Here is a 17,339-nt window from a genome sequence, read left to right as displayed (position 1 = left end):
TAGAATGTTAGATATAAGAGATTTTTCGATTTTTGATAATCAATCAAGTTTTGATTTGAAAGGATTTTTATTAAAAATCGGAGGGTATTGGAAGTGGTTTTTAGTGAGCTTAATTATTGCTTTTGCAATTGCTTATCAAGTAAATATTCGCAAAGAAAAAATTTACGGAATGGAAACTTTGATTTCCATAAAAGAAGAAAATAATCCATTTTTCACCTCAAATACAAGTCTGGTTTTTAATTGGGGCGGAACATCAGATCAGATGACTAGCACAACTACAGTGTTGCAATCTCGGTCTCATAACGAGCTAGTTGTAGATAAACTACAATATTATATAGATTATTTAGAACAAGGAGAGTATAATTTGGTAGATGCTTACGGAGCAGTTCCTTTTTATGTGACTATCGATAAATCAAAAGGACAATTAGCAGGTTCGTTAATAAGTATTAAATTTTTAAGTGATAATGAATATGAAATCAGAATTCCTTTTGAGAATAATTCGGTTTCATTAATTACTTATACAAATAATTCTCGTAGTAATACTGCTGTTGAAATTGGCGAATTTGTAAAAAAGTATAAAGTTGGTGAGCAAGTTTCGTTACCTTTTTTAAATTGGAAATTGCAGATAAATGATAATCCAGGGTTTTATAAAGGCAAAGAATATTTTATAAGATTTAATGATTTTGACGGGACGGTAGCAAGATATAGAGGAGTTAATGTACAATCGGACGAAAGAGGCGGTTCTATACTTACCTTAGGGATGCAAGGAACGAACAAAGCAAGAATGGTAGAGTATTTAAATTCTACCGTAAAAATGTTGATGAAAATCCAGCTTGATAGTAAGAACCAGTTTGCTACAAATACAATTAATTTTATTGACAGTACACTTGTAGCAATGGAATCTCAGCTGAAAGAAACAGGAGATGAGTTAAAGTCATTCAGAAAAGGTAAAAACGTTTATAACATAGAAGAAGGAGGAGCTAAGTTTTCGGACAAGATTATGGATTTTGATATCGAAAGAGATGAAATTACCCGTAAAGTAGCTTATTATAATTCGTTAAAAGCATATTTGAAAAATAGTGTTGATTATTCTAAATTACCAGCACCATCAGTAGCCGGAATTGAAGATCCAAATATTGTTGTAAATGTTTCTAAATTAATTTCGCTTTCTACACAAAGATCAGAAATGGCTTATGCTGTAAAAAGTGATAAAATTTTTAAAGATTTTGATAATCAAATGATGGCTGTCAAAAACGTACTGTTAGAAAATATAGCTTCGGCAAAAGCCTCATTGCAGTATGATTTGGCAATGGTCAATAGTAAAATTGGCCAAACAGAAAGTACCATAAAGAAGTTACCAGAAGAGCAGCAAGAATTATTAAAGATTAAAAGAAAGTATGATTTAAGTGATAATATTTATAGCACATTTCTTCAAAAAAGGAGTGAAGCTGATATTGTAAAAGCAGCCAATCTATCAGATATTCATTTTATAGATCCGGCCAAAGATGTTGGCGGAGGATTAATAGGGCCTAAAACATCTGTTAATTATGTTTTGGCATTATTTTTAGGGTTGCTGATTCCGTTAGTTGTGATTTTGGCTCTTTTCTTTATTAATAATTCGATTCAGAATATAGAAGATGTTAGCAAGCAAACTCAGATTCCGTTAATTGGAGTAATTGGAGTAAGTGGAGAAGCATCTAGTTTAGCAGTTTTCGACAGGCCAAAATCGGCATTGTCAGAATCGTTTAGAGCAATACGTTCTTCATTACAGTTTTTATATAAAAAGCAACAAGTTGATGGAGCAAAAACATTAATGATAACTTCGTCGGTAAGTGGTGAAGGAAAAACATTTTGTTCGATTAATATTGCTACTGTTTTCGCCTTGAGCGAAAAAAGAACTGTTATTATTGGTTTGGATTTAAGAAAACCAAGATTGGCGGAAGAATTTAATTTGACTAATGAAGTTGGAGTCGTGAATTATTTGATTAAGAAAAAAAGCCTAGCAGAGATTACGAATGCGACCAATATACCATATCTGGATGTTATACTGTCAGGGCCAGTTCCTCCAAATCCTTCAGAATTAATTTTAGGAGAGACTATGAAAGAATTTATGGATGAGTTGAAGAAAAAATATGATTATATTATCTTAGATACACCTCCAGTTGGACTTGTTTCTGATTCTTTAGAATTGGCACAATATAGTGATGTAACGCTATATATTGTGAGGCAGAATTATACCAAAAAGGATATGATTACGTTGTTGAATAATAGGGTAAAAAGAGGTGAGCTAACAAATGCGAGTATAGTCTTGAATGGATTCGAGAATAAAGCTAAATACGGTACAACTTACGGTTATGGTAATTATTCTAACGGATATCATGAAGAGGCTGAAAAGCCAAGTTTTATGCAGTCTATATTTAATAAATTGAGTAAAAAATAATATCGAGTAACTTTAAAGTATTAATTATGGAATTACAAAACACGATATTAATTACAGGAGGAGCTGGGTTTATTGGTTCAAATCTTTGCGAATATTTTTTAGAGCAAGGACATAAAGTTGTTTGTTTAGATAATTTTTCGACAGGACATCGACACAATTTAAAAGATTTTATCTCGAATATTAATTTTAAATTAATAGAAGGAGATATTCGTGATATTGAAGATTGTGTTAATGCTGTACAAGGAGTTGATTATGTTTTGCACGAAGCAGCTTTAGGTTCAGTTCCAAGGTCGATAAATGATCCAATTACAACCAATGATGTTAATGTTTCAGGTTTCTTAAATATGCTGGTAGCTTCACGAGATGCTAAAGTAAAAAGGTTTATTTATGCTGCGAGTTCGTCTACTTATGGAGATTCAGAAGGATTACCTAAGGTGGAAGAAGTTATAGGTAAGCCATTGTCGCCTTATGCAATTACAAAATATGTTAATGAATTGTATGCTGAAATTTTCAGTAGAACTTATGGTTTAGAAACTATCGGATTGCGTTACTTTAATGTTTTTGGGAGAAAGCAAGATCCGAAAGGAGCATATGCTGCTGTGATTCCTAAATTTGTTATGCAATTAATGGCATTAGAAAGTCCGTTGATTAATGGAGATGGGAATTTCTCTCGAGATTTTACTTATATAGATAATGTGATTCAGATGAATGCTTTGGCAATTGCGACAAAGAATCCTGAAGCAATAAATACGGTTTATAATACAGCGTACGGAGATAGAAATACATTAAATGACTTAGTAGGTTATTTGAAAGAATATTTGTCTGAGTATGATTCTAAAATAGCTTCAGTAGAAATAATATATGGCCCCAATAGAGCAGGGGATATTCCGCATTCTTTAGCAAGTATTGATAAAGCGAAAAGACTACTGGATTACAATCCTAAATACTCATTACAAGAAGGCTTGAAAGAAGCCGTAAGTTGGTATTGGAACAATTTGAAAGAATAACATTCTTTTAATGTAGAATGAAAAATATAAAATAAAACATTTATAAATTTAATTAGATGAAAATCACAAAGATTTGTTGTATTGGAGCGGGTTATGTTGGAGGGCCAACAATGGCAGTTATTGCGCAAAAATGTCCGCATATACAAGTTACAGTAGTTGATTTAAATGAAGAAAGAATCAATGCGTGGAATGATGAGGATACTAATAATATTCCTATTTATGAGCCAGGCCTTGATAAAATTGTAGGAGAAGCTAGAGGACGAAATTTATTTTTCTCTACCAATGTTGAAAAAGCTATTGATGAGGCTCAAATTATTTTCATATCTGTAAATACACCTACCAAAACCTATGGAAAGGGTAAAGGGATGGCGGCAGATTTGAAGTATATCGAATTATGTGCAAGACAAATTGCAAAAATTGCAAAAGATAATAAGATTGTAGTCGAAAAATCGACATTACCAGTACGAACTGCTGAGGCCATCAAGAGTATTTTGGATAATACAGGAAATGGAGTTCAGTTTCAAATACTATCAAATCCTGAATTTTTAGCTGAAGGAACAGCGGTAACAGATTTATTAAATCCGGATAGAATCTTAATTGGTGGAGATACCACAAAAGAAGGTAAAGCAGCAATAGATGCTTTAGTAGAAGTATATTCAAATTGGGTAGCATCAGATAAAATACTTACTACAAATGTATGGTCGTCGGAATTATCAAAATTGACAGCAAATGCATTTTTAGCCCAAAGAATATCTTCAATTAATGCAATGTCTGAATTGTGTGAGAAAACGGGAGCAGATGTAAATGAAGTAGCTAGAGCAATCGGAATGGATACCAGAATCGGTTCTAAGTTTCTTAAAGCTTCTGTTGGATTCGGTGGATCTTGTTTTCAAAAAGATATCCTAAATTTAGTGTATATTGCTAAAACATACGGATTGCATGAAGTGGCTGATTATTGGGAACAGGTTATTATTATGAATGACCACCAAAAAAGAAGGTTTTCTAGTAAAATAGTTCAAACATTATATAATACTGTTTCAGGAAAAAAAATAGCATTTTTAGGTTGGGCCTTTAAAAAAGATACAAATGATACTCGTGAGTCAGCTGCGATTTATGTAGCAGATGATTTAATTAATGAACAAGCAATGATTGCTGTGTATGACCCTAAAGTTTCTAGAATAAAAATGCTGAATGATTTAAATTATTTAGAAACTAGAAGTATAGAAGAAAACGCAAAAATGGTTGCAACTTCTGATAATGCTTATGATGCTTGTAATGGAGCGCATGCAATTGCAGTACTAACAGAATGGGATGAATTTGTAGGTTATGATTGGACAAAAATATATGATTCTATGCAAAAGCCAGCTTTTGTTTTTGACGGGAGGAATATATTAAATAGAGAAGAATTAGAAGAAATTGGATTCGTTTATTTAGGGATTGGTTCTTAGGATCTTGATTGTGGTTAATGGAGGATTATTGTATAAATGTTTATAAGTAAATCTCATAATAAATAATAAATAATGAATTGGTACGTAGTTTATACGAAGCCCAAATGGGAAAAAAAAGTAGCGGACCAATTAAATAAAATTGGTATTACATCTTATTGTCCATTAATTACTCAAATTAGACAATGGTCAGACAGAAAAAAAAAGGTAGAAGTTCCTTTATTTAATTCTTATGTCTTTGTTCAGTTAGGAGATTTGGATAGAAACTTAGTGTTTCAAACTCCTGGGGTAATTCGTTATTTGTTTTGGTTGGGAAAGCCAGCAATTGTAAGAGATGAAGAAATAAATGTTATTAAAAATAGTTTGAATTCTCCAACTATTAGTGAAGTTTCTGTGGCTCCATTTAAAATTGGAGATAAAATAAAACTAGATTCTGGAGCTTTTAGTAATCAGGATGCAATTGTTCAGGAAATATCGAATACTCATTATATTTTGGTTTTGGAATCATTAGGTTGTGTGTTGAAGATAAAATACAAATAAATTAATAAGATAAATGAAGACTACTTGTAAGAGTTTATGATAAAAAAGAATCACTAATTTTAGTGATTTTTTTGTGTTTAACATTTTTATGAGATGAATTTTTAGTGTTGATTTTTAGTTGGTTGTGTTTTTTTTATGTTGAATAGTCTATTTTTTGATTTTTCCATGGTTTTTGATATCCAATTAATAGCCTTATTATGGTATATTTGCCGAAATTGTATGTTCGCTTATCTGTGTCAAAATGTGACTTGGATAAGCGGAGCTGTGTTAATAAATGATTAAAATAACTAAAAAAGACTAGTAATAATGGATAAAAACATAAAAATAGCAGTTATAGGCTTAGGTTATGTTGGTTTGCCATTGGCTAGGTTATTTGCAACAAAATATCCTGTTGTTGGTTTCGACATCAATCAGTCCAGAATTAGCTCTTTGCAATCGGGTACTGATACAACATTAGAAGTTGATGATATAACACTACAAAAAGTATTACTTGATAAAGTTGGAGATACTGTTGGCTTATATTGTACTTCTAAAATAGAAGATATAAAAGATTGTAATTATTATATTGTTACAGTACCAACTCCAGTTGATAAAAATAATAGACCAGATTTAACTCCCTTATATAAATCAAGCGAAACAGTTGGTTCTGTTTTAAAAAACGGAGATATTGTTATTTATGAATCTACTGTTTACCCTGGAGTAACAGAAGAGGAATGCGTACCAGTTTTGGAAAAAATATCTGGATTAAAATATAATATTGATTTTTATGCGGGTTATTCGCCAGAAAGAATTAATCCTGGAGATAAAGAGCATACTGTCGAAAAAATATTAAAAGTAACATCGGGTTCAACTCCAGAAATAGGTAAGAGAGTTGATGATTTGTATAAAACTGTTATTACAGCTGGAACGCATTTGGCACCAACAATAAAAGTTGCTGAAGCGGCAAAGGTGATTGAAAATTCACAAAGAGATATTAATATCGCATTTGTAAATGAATTAGCAAAAATATTCAATTTGATGCAAATTGATACACAGGCTGTTTTAAAAGCTGCAGGAACAAAGTGGAATTTTCTACCATTTAAACCTGGATTAGTTGGAGGTCATTGCATAGGTGTAGATCCTTATTATTTGGCACAACGCGCTCAAGAATTTGGATATCACCCTGAAATTATTTTAGCAGGACGACGTTTAAATGACAGTATGGGAGAATACATTGCCTCTCAAGTAGTGAAGTTAATGTTGAAAAAAGGGATTTCGGTAAATGGAGCTAATCTTTTAATGCTTGGAATTACATTTAAAGAGAATTGTCCTGATGTTCGCAATACTAAAATTGTAGATTTAATACTAGCTTTAAAAGAATATGGTATTGCAATTACAATATTTGACCCATTAGCAAGTTTAGAAGAAGTACATAAAGAATATAGATTAGATATAACAAATACAATTCCTAAAGAAAAATTTGATGCTGTTGTCTTAGGAGTAGCACATACAGATTTTTTAAATTTAAACTTTACAGAATTACAAAAAACGAATAGTTTATTGTATGATGTAAAAGGTGTGTTAGGAAATATATCTGATAGTAGGTTATAAAAAGAAATAATTCAGTTTATTAATAAAAAGATGAATACAAAGAATTCAATTATACATGTTATTTTAACCGGAGGAGTAGGAAGTAGATTATGGCCACTTTCTCGTAAAAGTCAACCTAAACAATATTTAGAAATTTTCGAAGAAAAATCATTGTTTGAAATGACAGTAGAACGAAATACAGGTTTAGCTGATAAAGTAATGGTCGTTGGAAATGTTGATAATTGTCATTTGAGTGAAAAAGTAATGAATAAGTTAGAAATGCCTTACATAAACATTGTTGAATCAACTCCAAGAAATACAGCGGCGGCTATTGCATTTGCGGCCTTTGCTTCGCAACCTGATGATATTCTGATTGTAACGCCTTCAGATCATATTATTGATGTAATGGAGGAGTATAATAAAGCAATAGAAAAAGCAATAGAAAAAGCAAAAGAAGGATACATTGTGACTTTTGGAATCTTACCTACTAAGCCTGAAACAGGATATGGTTATATAGAATCAAAAGGAGACGATGTAATTTCGTTTCGGGAAAAGCCTAATAGTGTAACTGCAAAAAGTTTTATTGCGCAAGGAAATTTTTTATGGAATAGTGGAATGTTTTGTTTTAAAGCAGGTGTTTTATTAGATGAATTGAAAGCTTATCAACCAGATGTGTATGAAAAATCTAAAAAAACTTGGGAACTTAATCAAAATGGTAATTTAGATTTAGAATTATCTTTAGAAATTCCTTCAATAAGTATTGATTATGCTGTAATGGAGCGAAGTAAGAAAATAAAAGTTGTACCTGCTGCTTTTGCATGGTCTGATTTGGGATCTTTTGAGTCTGTTTATGATTATTTAATTACTAAAGGACATTTTGTAGATAAATACGGAAACATGGTTATAGGCTCAGATAAGCATACTACTTTTTTAGGATTAAAAAACACTATTTTTGTATATACAGATACGGCTAATTTGATATTACATAAAGATAGTTCACAAGATGTAAAAGATTTATATTGTGAATTAGAAAATCAAAAATCAGATTTATTGAATTAATAAAATAAGATGAAAAAAATACTTATAACTGGAGGTGCTGGATTTATTGGGTCACATGTAGTAAGACGTTTCGTCAAAAAATATCCAGAATATCATATTTTCAATTTAGATGCATTGACATACGCAGGAAATTTGGAAAATATTAAAGATATTGAGAATGAACCAAATTATACTTTTATTAAAGGAGATATAGTTGATGAGTCTTTTATAATTAAACTTTTTTCTGAGTATGATTTTGAAGGAGTCTTACATTTAGCAGCCGAATCACATGTTGATCGTTCAATAGAAGATCCTTTGGCATTTGTGAAAACTAATGTGATTGGTACAATGAATTTATTGAATGCTGCTAAGAATCACTGGAAAGATAACTTTAAAGGAAAAAGATTTTATCATATTAGTACTGATGAAGTTTATGGTTCATTAGGAACACAAGGATTATTTACAGAAAAAACATCATATGCCCCAAATTCACCTTATTCTGCTTCAAAAGCAAGTTCTGATCATTTTGTAAGGGCTTATGGAGAAACTTATGGATTGCCTTATGTTTTAACGAATTGTTCTAATAATTATGGATCTTATCACTTCCCTGAAAAATTAATACCACTTTTTATCAATAATATTATCAATAATAAGCCTTTACCAGTTTACGGGGATGGTAATTATACACGTGATTGGTTATTTGTAGAAGATCATGCTATAGCAATAGATTTGGTTTTTCATAATGGGAAAAATCATGAAACATATAACATTGGAGGTTTTAATGAATGGAAAAACATAGATTTGGTCAAATTATTATGCCAAATAATGGACGAAAAACTAGGAAGAAATAAAGGGACTTCTCAAGAATTAATCACGTACGTAAAAGATAGACCTGGGCATGATTTACGTTATGCAATAGATGCTTCAAAAATTAATACTGAATTAGGATGGGAGCCCTCAGTAACTTTTGAGGAAGGTCTAGAAAAAACAATTAATTGGTATCTTAATAACGAAGAATGGCTACAAAATGTAACATCTGGAATTTATAAAGATTATTACAAAAAACAATATTCTTAAAATATTGTAATTTTTAATTCAGATTATTGGATTAGAGACTATTCAAATGAATTTTTATTTAAAATTAACTATGAAAAAGATAACGGCAGTACTAGTATTATTATTTACTTTTTTTGTGTCATTAAATATATCAGCTCAGGATATACTGCAATCTAAAGACCTAAGTACTGTTAAGGTTGATTATTTATCAGATAGTGATATTAATAAAATTAAAAATCAATTAGATGCTAAAGACCTTACTATAGATGATGCGGAAGAAGCAATTCTATCAAAAGGGATGAGTAAATCCGAATTTTCTAAATTAAAAGGGAGATTAGATGCAATTTCTAAAAAAGATTCAAAAGATAAAGACTCGAAGGATAATGAAAAAAATAAAAAGAGTGAGTCAGGGAGGAAACAAATAGAAGTTATTAATAATAAAGTTAAAGATACTGTAAATGCTCTAATTTTTGGTTCTGAATTGTTTGATAATCCAACTTTAAATTTTGAGCCAGATCTAAAATTGGCCACTCCTATGAATTATATTTTAGGTCCAGGTGATGAATTGCAGATAAGTGTTTATGGAGTTCAGGAATATAACTCAAATGCTCCTGTGAGTGTTGAAGGTAAAATTACAATTGATTACGTAGGTCAAATTGCTGTTTCAGGTATGTCAATTGAAGCAGCAACTCAAAAAATAAAAGCTGCAATAGCAAGAGTTTATAGTACAGTACGTTCTGGACAATCTCAAGTTAGTGTTAGTTTGGGGCAAATACGTACTATTAAAGTTACTATTGTTGGAGGAAAACAACCAGGGAATTATTCCGTTTCATCTTTAGCAACCGTTTATAATGCTTTACATTTAGCAGGAGGACCTGGGAAGAATGGAAGTTATAGAAACATTGAATTGATTCGTAATAGCAAAATATATAAGAATATAGATATTTATAAATTTCTAGTAAAAGGAGATCAATCTGATAATGTTAGTTTGAAAGAAAATGATGTAATCAGAATTCCAGCTTATAGTCAGAGAGTGACTTTAGAGGGAGAAGTAAAGCGTCCGGGGATTTTTGAAATGAAAAAAGGAGAAACGTTTAGTGACTTATTGTTATTTGCTTCAGGATTTAATGAGTTTGCTTATACGGCATCTGTAAATATATTGCAAAAAACAGGGAAAGAGTTTAAGGTACATGATGTGAATGAAAGTGAGTTTAGGGTATATCAACCACAATCGGGAGATGTTGTTAAAGTTGCAAAAATTTTAAATAGATTCGAAAACCGTATTCAAATTGATGGTGCCGTTTTTAGACCAGATTTCTATTCTTTTACAGAAGGAATGCGTATATCGGAGTTAATAACAAGAGCAGAAGGTCTAAAAGAAGATGCTTATACAAAGAGAGCGCGAATTATTCGTTTAAAATCTGATTTAACAACAGAAATTGTAAATGTTGATCTGGCTAATGCTTTGTCAGGAGATTTAAATGCTGATCTACTTTTGAAAAGGGAAGATATTGTAACAGTATATTCTATTTTGGATTTTAGAGAGGAGTATAAAATTACGATTGATGGTGAAGTGAAAAATCCTGGTGAATATGAATTTTATGAAAATTTAACTTTAAATGATTTAGTCGTTCAGGTTGGTGGATTAACAGGTTCTGCGTCAAAACGTGTAGAAGTTGCGAGAATGATAAAATCTGATGCAATAAATGATACCGATCCCAAACGAGTTGATGTGTTTGAACTTGAAATTACTGCGGATAATAATGAACAGATTAAAAATTTTGCATTAAAACCTTTTGACGTTATTAATGTACGAAGAATGGCTGTTTATGAAAAGCCAGAAATGGTAAAAATTAGTGGAGCAATTTCATATCCAGGTAAATATGTTTTGGCAAATAAAAAAGAAACGGTATATAATGTTGTAATGCGAGCTGGAGGATTAACATCAATTGCAAATCTTGATGGAATGAAAATTAAAAGGCCTATTAAAGAAGAGCAAATTGAAAAATTAAAAAGTATAGATTTGAATCTAACTAAAGAAGATTCTTTAAAGGAAAAAAAATTAACTAAGAAATTAAAAGAAGAATTAAAATATGCAACTATTCCTGTGGATTGGGAGAGAATTGTAAATGATAAAAATCATTATTCGAATGTTACTTTGTTTCCTGGTGATGAAATAGAAGTTGCAACATATAATGAAGGTGTAAAAGTAACGGGTAACGTATTACTGACTTCAGAAATTCCATATAGAAGTGGAAAAAGTTTCAAGTATTACCTAAATGCCGTAGGAGGAGTTGATAATATGGGTTGGAAGAAAAAAGCTTATATAATATATCCGAATGGGAAAGCTGCTGTAGCTAGTTCATTTTTGTTCTTTAGATCATATCCTAAAGTTACACCCGATTCTCAAATCGTGGTTCCTGAAAAACCAGTAACTAAAAAAATGACTCCAGGAGAATGGGTTGGAATAGGTAGTGTTGTTTCTAGTTTAGCATTATTGATTTTAACGGCTTTTAAATAAAATAAGTTTAAAGAATGGATAATAAACTAATTGAAAACGATGAGATTTCGTTGAAAGAATTATTGCAAAAAGTAAGAGAGTGGTATAGTTATTTGTTTTCTCAATGGAAAATTATTATACTTGTAGGTATCATCGGAGCAGTTTTAGGATTAACATATGCAATGTCTAAAAAAACAATTTATACTGCAACATTATCATTTGCTTTAGAAGATGAAAAATCTGGAGGAGGTGGTTTAGGTGGGGCATTGGGTTTAGCAGGTTCATTGGGTTTCGACCTGGGAGGTGGGGGAAGTATCTTTACAGGTTCTAATTTGACAGAGTTGTTTAAATCCCGTCGAATGGTCGAACAAACTTTATTAACTCCTGTCAATTATAAAAATAGAAGAATTTCTTTGGCCGAAATGTATATCGAAATTAATGGAATACGTGATATCTGGCAAACTAATCCGAAATTTGCTAATATTAAGTTTTTACCAAATAAAAAGCGTAATTATTTTACGCGTGTACATGATAGTATTTTAGGAGGAATATACTCGAACTTGTCGAAAGGTGGATTAAGTGTAGCTCAGAAAGAAAAAAAAATTGCAATTATTACTATTGATATGTCATCTAATAATGAATTATTTTCTAAATTTTTTTGTGAGGCATTAGCTAAAGAAGTGTCTGACTTTTATGTAGATACTAAAAGTAAAAAAGCTAGAATGAATATGGCTATTCTAGATCACCAAGTTGATTCTATTCGAGGCGAACTTAACGGGGCTATAACTGGAGTTGCAGTTGCTAATGATAATACTTTTAATTTGAATCCAGCACTTAATGTTCGCCGCGCACCTTCAGCAAGAAGACAAGTAGACGTTCAGGCTAATACTGTTATACTTACTGAATTAGTCAAACAGGCAGAATTGGCAAAAGTTACCTTACGCAAGGAAACACCCTTAATTCAAGTTATTGATAAGCCTATATTGCCACTGTCTAAAGAACGTTTTGGAAAGGCAAAAGGAATTCTATTAGGAGGTGTTCTAGCTGGTTTTATTACAGTTTTATGTCTAATTTTCAGAAAGATATTTAAAGAAATGGTACTGTAGTAATTAAAATGATTCATGTAATTTAATTAAGTTTTTTAAGATAAATGTGGATGAAAGAGAATTGACTTTTACTATTAGAATCATAATAATATAAAGTGTAATTTTTAGATATGAAATTATAACTCAGGAATTTATTATTATCAACTATTAATATTCGTAAAGAAATAAGCATTATTATGTAATCAGGGATAGGTAATACTATTACTTGTAAAATCAAAAAAATAAGAAACATTATTTAAGTAGGATTTGTTTTATGTTGTAAATACAGTTTTCTGAGGTATTGTCGAGATAAATAAGGGAGATTTAAAATAGTAGTCAGTTCTTTTACAAAAATATATATGCCTGAATCTAATTTAAAAAAAACAACATTTTACCTTTTTATATTACGTCTTCTTCGAATGTCATTATCGATAGTTACGTTGCCGTTAACAGCTAAGTATTTTGGAGTAAGTATAGAACGAGATGCATGGATTTTGACTACGACTATTTTTTCTACATTTGGATTGGCTTTATGGGGACCTATTGATGAAACCTTTCGTACTAAGTTTGTTTTTATAAAAGAAATGGAAGGTGAAGAGGCCGCATTATCCAAAGCTGTCTCTTTGGTAGGATTTACTATTTTAGTTACAATAATTGTAAGCTTTATTGTTCTTATATTTACTCACCCTATTGCTCATCTTTTAGATCCTACAGGATCTCCGAAAAAGTTATCACTTATTGTTTCGTTGATGATGATTATGTTGCCAACATTATTAATTAATCAAGTTACTTCTATAGGTATAAGTGTGCTAAATGCGTATGACATTTATTATCTTCCAGAGTTTGCTGGTTCTGTATCATCAGTATGTAATTTATTAATGATTATTTTTCTTGCGCCTGTTATTGGAATTTATTCGTTAGCAATATCACAATACGTGGCCATTCTATTGTTGTTGATAGCTGTAATCTATTATTTAAAAAAACAATCATTTAAACTCCGTCCTTTTTGGATAATATATTGGAAAGATATTAAAGTTTTTATTCTTTTTGCTCTACCATTCTTTTTTCCCTATTTTGCAGGTCAAATTAATCAATTAGCTGAAAAATTAATTGCCAATTCATTGGGTGATGGAAGTGTTTCTTCACTAGACTATGCTCGTCAGTTTTCAATGATACTTCAGTCAGTAATTTCCAGTGTATTAACTACGGTTATGGTGCCCATGTTAGCTAAAAGTTTTGCGCAAAAAGATAAAGATAAATTTGCAATAATTGTTAAGGAAAATTTTGCTACTTGCTTTGCTATTATGTGCCTAACTGTGCCTATATTTATTGGATCAGCTACTCCTTTAATTAAATTCTTTTTCGAACATGGTAAAGTTTCTTCAGATGCACTTTTAGTCATTACCAATTTAATGCGCTATTATGGTTTAGCATTTATCGGAATTATTCTTTATATAATATTTGGTTTAATTTTACTGGCTTCAAACAAAGGAAAGATATATGCTTTTTGGGGAATACTAGCTCAGGGAATTGTACTTGTCTTTAATATCAGTATGGTAGATAAGTTAGGAATTAATGTATTTCCTATATCTGTAGGTTTAGGTCATTTATTAACAGCTTTTATTCTAAGCTATTTTGTCATGTTGGATGGAAAGTTTTTGATGTTTTTGCGCATAGCTAAATATATCTCAATATTGTTTCTAATATCTGGGGTATTATATTTTCTTAATTTAAAACCAGTCTCAAATGTTATGTTTATTCAACTTCTTGTGAATGCAATAGTGTTATTAATTATGTTTACTATTTTTTCAAAATTCCTAGATGTAAATATTATGTTATATGGAAAAAAAATAATATCTAAAGTTTTAAGAAAATGAGCGAAAAGAATCTCACATTAGTATTTAATCCACTTTGGCCAGAACATATTAGTAAGGATGTTTTTTTGGTGCCTTACTACTTAGGGAAAGAACTTGATTATAATGTAAATATAGTATATACACCTTCGGAAAAGAATAAAGATCTTCCGAAGGCAATAAATGGAGTAAAACTTAATCCATTAAGAATTAATAGACAAGAATCGCAATCTACATTTTGGGAAATCATTAAAACATGCTTATATATTATTAAACATGCTAAATCTATTGACTTACTTATGTTTATTCGTAGTTGCTCTCCATACTATGAATTACAATCACTTCTTTATAAGAAGTTAAATCCAAAAGGGAAAGTCTACGTGAAGTTAGATATTAATCCAAATGTAATAGTTGAAAAAAATAATAATAATTCTTCATTTTCTTTTAAATATTACGTTCACCAACAGATTAAAATCGTTTCATTGAAATTGATAGATTGTTTCTCATGCGAGACATCAATCACTTATAAAAAAATAAAAGAATCTAGCCTTCCAGAGTTTCAATTTGGAAATAAGCTCGAATTGGTACCTAATGGATTTGATGAAGAGTTATTACAGTCATTGCATTTGCAAGAACGAGCATACGATGAAAAAGAGAATTTGATAATTACTGTTGGTAGATTAGGGAGTCCAGAAAAAAATACAGAAATGTTTTTGCAAGCTTTGAATAAAGTGAAGTTAAATAACTGGCAAGTTTGTTTTATTGGAACTATAGATTCAAGGATAGAGAAAACTATTGAGTTATTTTACAAAGAGAATCCCGATAAAATAAAATCTGTAAATTTTGTAGGTCCTATTTTTGATAAAAATGAACTTTGGGAATTTTACAATCGTGCAAAAGTATTTGTTTTAACATCAGACTGGGAAGGATATCCTATTGTTTTCCCAGAAGCAAAAAGATTTCGAAATTATTTGGTTTCTACAGATGTAGCTGCTTGTAGAGATATAATTGAGAATGAAAAATATGGAGCCTGTATTCCAATTAACGACCATGATAGATTATCAATAGTTTTAAATGAAATTGTAATAGGAAAGCGAAATATTGATGTTTATAAAGGATATAATGTTGGTGATTTATCTTGGCAAACCCAAATTAAAAAATTAAAATTATAATTAATTATGAGTAATTTATTTTTAGTAATTCTCGTTATAATTGTTTTATTTAGAAGAATTGTTGGAATTTTCTTGTCATTTATTCCATTAAGACTTTTTAATCAAAGAGCTGAGAGATATATAACTAATGAGTACTCTCAGAATAAAGAAAATGAAATTAATACTGACACTCTAACAGCAAGCAAGACATTCAAGGCTTTTTTACTAAACTATATTTATGGATTTAATCGTTATTGGGATTTTGAATGTGGTCGAATACCTTCTCATCGTATTCGAAATTTTATGTATAGAAATATATGGTTTGTAAAATTAGCACCTAAAGCAGTTATTTATTGGGGCGCTGAGATCCGAGCAGGTTATAATCTTACGATTGGTGAAGGAAGTATTATGGGAGACAATGTATTATTAGATGCAAGAAATAAGATTATTATTGGTAAGAATGTGAACTTTTCATCAAGAGTATGTATATACACTGAACATCACGATCACCGTGATCCCTATTTTGGAGGGAATTCCGATGCGTCATTTCGGGTACAAATTGATGATAGAGCATGGATAGGTCCTAATGTCATTATTCTTCATAGTGTTCATATTGGCGAAGGCGCTGTTGTGGCGGCTGGTAGTGTAGTAACAAAAGATGTGGCTCCATTTGCTATTGTAGCTGGAATACCTGCTAAGGTAATAGGAGACCGTAATCATGACTTAAGATACGAATTTGATGGTAATCATTTACCGTTTTATTAATCTTAGTCTTATTTAAGATTTATTATAATAATAAGTTCAAGATTTAAATTATTATCTAGTAATGACTTATTTGGAAGGAAAAAATGTTAGTATAAAAACATAAATTCTTTTGTTATTATTAGAATTTGAATCAAAAAAAAACTATTGTAAGTAGATAAAAAGATAAATTCAAAAAAAAAATAATAGTAAATTTATTAATAATTCAACATGATTTTAATAAAAATTGTAGGGCTTTTAGATAGGATATATTGCGTAGTTGCACGTACACGTTTGAAAAATCATAATTTCACCATTATTTCAAACGATTGTTGGGGTGGAGGTGTGTATGAAGATCTACAATTGCAATATACAACTCCTGTAGTTGGTTTGTTTTTTCATGCCCCCTGTTACATTGATTTTTTAGAGAATTTTAATCAGTTGATTCATTTGCAATTGTTATTTATAGATGAGTCAAAGTATAAGGAAGCTAATGATTACCGTTTTCAAAATAATCATTATTATCCCATTGCAAAACTAAAAGAGGTTGAAGTACATTTTTTGCATTATGAGAGCGTACAAGAAGCAATAAGTAACTGGAATAGACGTAAGGCCCGAATAAATTATAATAATTTGTTTTATAAGTTTTCCGACAGTAGTTTGTGCACACCTGAATTAATAGAACGTTTTGATAAGTTACCTGTGTCAAAAAATAATAAGGTAATGTTTGCAGCAAAAAAAATGAACACTGTTAAATCGGTAGTTTTTTTAAGACAGTATAAAAGGAAATTATCTATTGGTGATATTTATAATAATCGTTGGGCTTACCGAAAAAATTTTGATGTAGTTAAATGGCTCAATAAAGGTAATCGTAAGAATGTCAGTGTGACGGATACCGTTTAATTTCTTTGTTA

General features: G+C 30.5%; 13 protein-coding genes. All 13 read left to right on the top strand.

The genetic code is table 11. The features are described from left to right. Positions 1-4 precede the first annotated feature (4 nt). Positions 5-2,440: an exopolysaccharide transport family protein gene (locus IW20_RS05085; RefSeq protein WP_035619599.1), complete on the top strand. Its 2,436-nt coding sequence runs from the start codon at positions 5-7 to the stop codon at positions 2,438-2,440. 26 nt (positions 2,441-2,466) lie between these two features. Continuing rightward, positions 2,467-3,447 (top strand): SDR family oxidoreductase, encoded by a 981-nt coding sequence (locus IW20_RS05080; RefSeq protein WP_035619597.1) that lies wholly within the window; start codon positions 2,467-2,469, stop codon positions 3,445-3,447. A gap of 56 nt (positions 3,448-3,503) precedes the next feature. Next, positions 3,504-4,895 carry a UDP-glucose 6-dehydrogenase gene (locus tag IW20_RS05075; RefSeq protein WP_035619595.1) on the top strand — a complete coding sequence of 464 codons (1,392 nt, stop codon included), beginning with the start codon at positions 3,504-3,506 and terminating at the stop codon, positions 4,893-4,895. A 72-nt stretch (positions 4,896-4,967) separates the two neighbouring features. After that, a complete protein-coding gene (locus IW20_RS05070) occupies positions 4,968-5,432 on the top strand; it encodes a UpxY family transcription antiterminator (protein WP_035619593.1) in 465 nt (154 codons plus the stop codon). A 306-nt stretch (positions 5,433-5,738) separates the two neighbouring features. After that, the gene (locus IW20_RS05065) at positions 5,739-7,022 is read left to right on the top strand and encodes a nucleotide sugar dehydrogenase (protein WP_035619591.1); all 1,284 of its coding nucleotides are present in this window, start codon (positions 5,739-5,741) and stop codon (positions 7,020-7,022) included. A gap of 30 nt (positions 7,023-7,052) precedes the next feature. Then, positions 7,053-8,060, top strand: a complete 1,008-nt coding sequence (locus IW20_RS05060) for a mannose-1-phosphate guanylyltransferase (protein ID WP_035619589.1) — start codon at positions 7,053-7,055, stop codon at positions 8,058-8,060. Positions 8,061-8,069: 9 nt separating this feature from the next. Continuing rightward, complete coding sequence (rfbB, locus tag IW20_RS05055) at positions 8,070-9,116, top strand: dTDP-glucose 4,6-dehydratase (protein ID WP_035619587.1); 1,047 nt, start codon at positions 8,070-8,072, stop codon at positions 9,114-9,116. 70 nt (positions 9,117-9,186) lie between these two features. Next, positions 9,187-11,616: an SLBB domain-containing protein gene (locus IW20_RS05050; RefSeq protein WP_035619929.1), complete on the top strand. Its 2,430-nt coding sequence runs from the start codon at positions 9,187-9,189 to the stop codon at positions 11,614-11,616. Positions 11,617-11,630: 14 nt separating this feature from the next. After that, a complete protein-coding gene (locus IW20_RS05045; protein WP_035619585.1) occupies positions 11,631-12,701 on the top strand; it encodes a Wzz/FepE/Etk N-terminal domain-containing protein in 1,071 nt (356 codons plus the stop codon). A gap of 338 nt (positions 12,702-13,039) precedes the next feature. Beyond that, positions 13,040-14,557, top strand: coding sequence for a murein biosynthesis integral membrane protein MurJ (gene murJ, locus IW20_RS05040; RefSeq protein WP_035619583.1), 1,518 nt, complete (start codon positions 13,040-13,042; stop codon positions 14,555-14,557). Next, on the top strand, positions 14,554-15,705 hold the full coding sequence (locus IW20_RS25725) for a glycosyltransferase family 4 protein (RefSeq protein WP_035619580.1): 1,152 nt from the start codon (positions 14,554-14,556) through the stop codon (positions 15,703-15,705). The genes murJ and IW20_RS25725 overlap by 4 nt, the downstream gene beginning before the upstream one ends. A gap of 6 nt (positions 15,706-15,711) precedes the next feature. Next, entirely contained in the window at positions 15,712-16,449 is a 738-nt protein-coding gene (locus tag IW20_RS26680; protein ID WP_035619577.1) for an acyltransferase, read from the top strand. A 207-nt stretch (positions 16,450-16,656) separates the two neighbouring features. After that, on the top strand, positions 16,657-17,328 hold the full coding sequence (locus IW20_RS05025; RefSeq protein WP_035619575.1) for a DUF1919 domain-containing protein: 672 nt from the start codon (positions 16,657-16,659) through the stop codon (positions 17,326-17,328). The last annotated feature ends 11 nt before the right edge of the window (positions 17,329-17,339 follow it).

This window comes from Flavobacterium hydatis (assembly GCF_000737695.1).
In the GTDB taxonomy this organism is placed as follows: Bacteria; Bacteroidota; Bacteroidia; order Flavobacteriales; family Flavobacteriaceae; genus Flavobacterium; species Flavobacterium hydatis.
Note: the sequence above shows the minus strand (reverse complement) of the source record. Positions and strands in the feature narration are given on the sequence as shown.

Coding starts and splice junctions, on each gene's coding strand:
- rfbB (WP_035619587.1), top strand. CDS start 8,070: ATGAAAAAAATACTTATAACTGGAGGTGCTGGATTTATTGGGTCACAT.
- IW20_RS05050 (WP_035619929.1), top strand. CDS start 9,187: ATGAAAAAGATAACGGCAGTACTAGTATTATTATTTACTTTTTTTGTG.
- IW20_RS26680 (WP_035619577.1), top strand. CDS start 15,712: ATGAGTAATTTATTTTTAGTAATTCTCGTTATAATTGTTTTATTTAGA.
- IW20_RS05060 (WP_035619589.1), top strand. CDS start 7,053: ATGAATACAAAGAATTCAATTATACATGTTATTTTAACCGGAGGAGTA.
- IW20_RS05080 (WP_035619597.1), top strand. CDS start 2,467: ATGGAATTACAAAACACGATATTAATTACAGGAGGAGCTGGGTTTATT.
- IW20_RS05065 (WP_035619591.1), top strand. CDS start 5,739: ATGGATAAAAACATAAAAATAGCAGTTATAGGCTTAGGTTATGTTGGT.
- IW20_RS05045 (WP_035619585.1), top strand. CDS start 11,631: ATGGATAATAAACTAATTGAAAACGATGAGATTTCGTTGAAAGAATTA.
- IW20_RS05070 (WP_035619593.1), top strand. CDS start 4,968: ATGAATTGGTACGTAGTTTATACGAAGCCCAAATGGGAAAAAAAAGTA.
- IW20_RS05025 (WP_035619575.1), top strand. CDS start 16,657: ATGATTTTAATAAAAATTGTAGGGCTTTTAGATAGGATATATTGCGTA.
- IW20_RS25725 (WP_035619580.1), top strand. CDS start 14,554: ATGAGCGAAAAGAATCTCACATTAGTATTTAATCCACTTTGGCCAGAA.
- murJ (WP_035619583.1), top strand. CDS start 13,040: ATGCCTGAATCTAATTTAAAAAAAACAACATTTTACCTTTTTATATTA.
- IW20_RS05075 (WP_035619595.1), top strand. CDS start 3,504: ATGAAAATCACAAAGATTTGTTGTATTGGAGCGGGTTATGTTGGAGGG.
- IW20_RS05085 (WP_035619599.1), top strand. CDS start 5: ATGTTAGATATAAGAGATTTTTCGATTTTTGATAATCAATCAAGTTTT.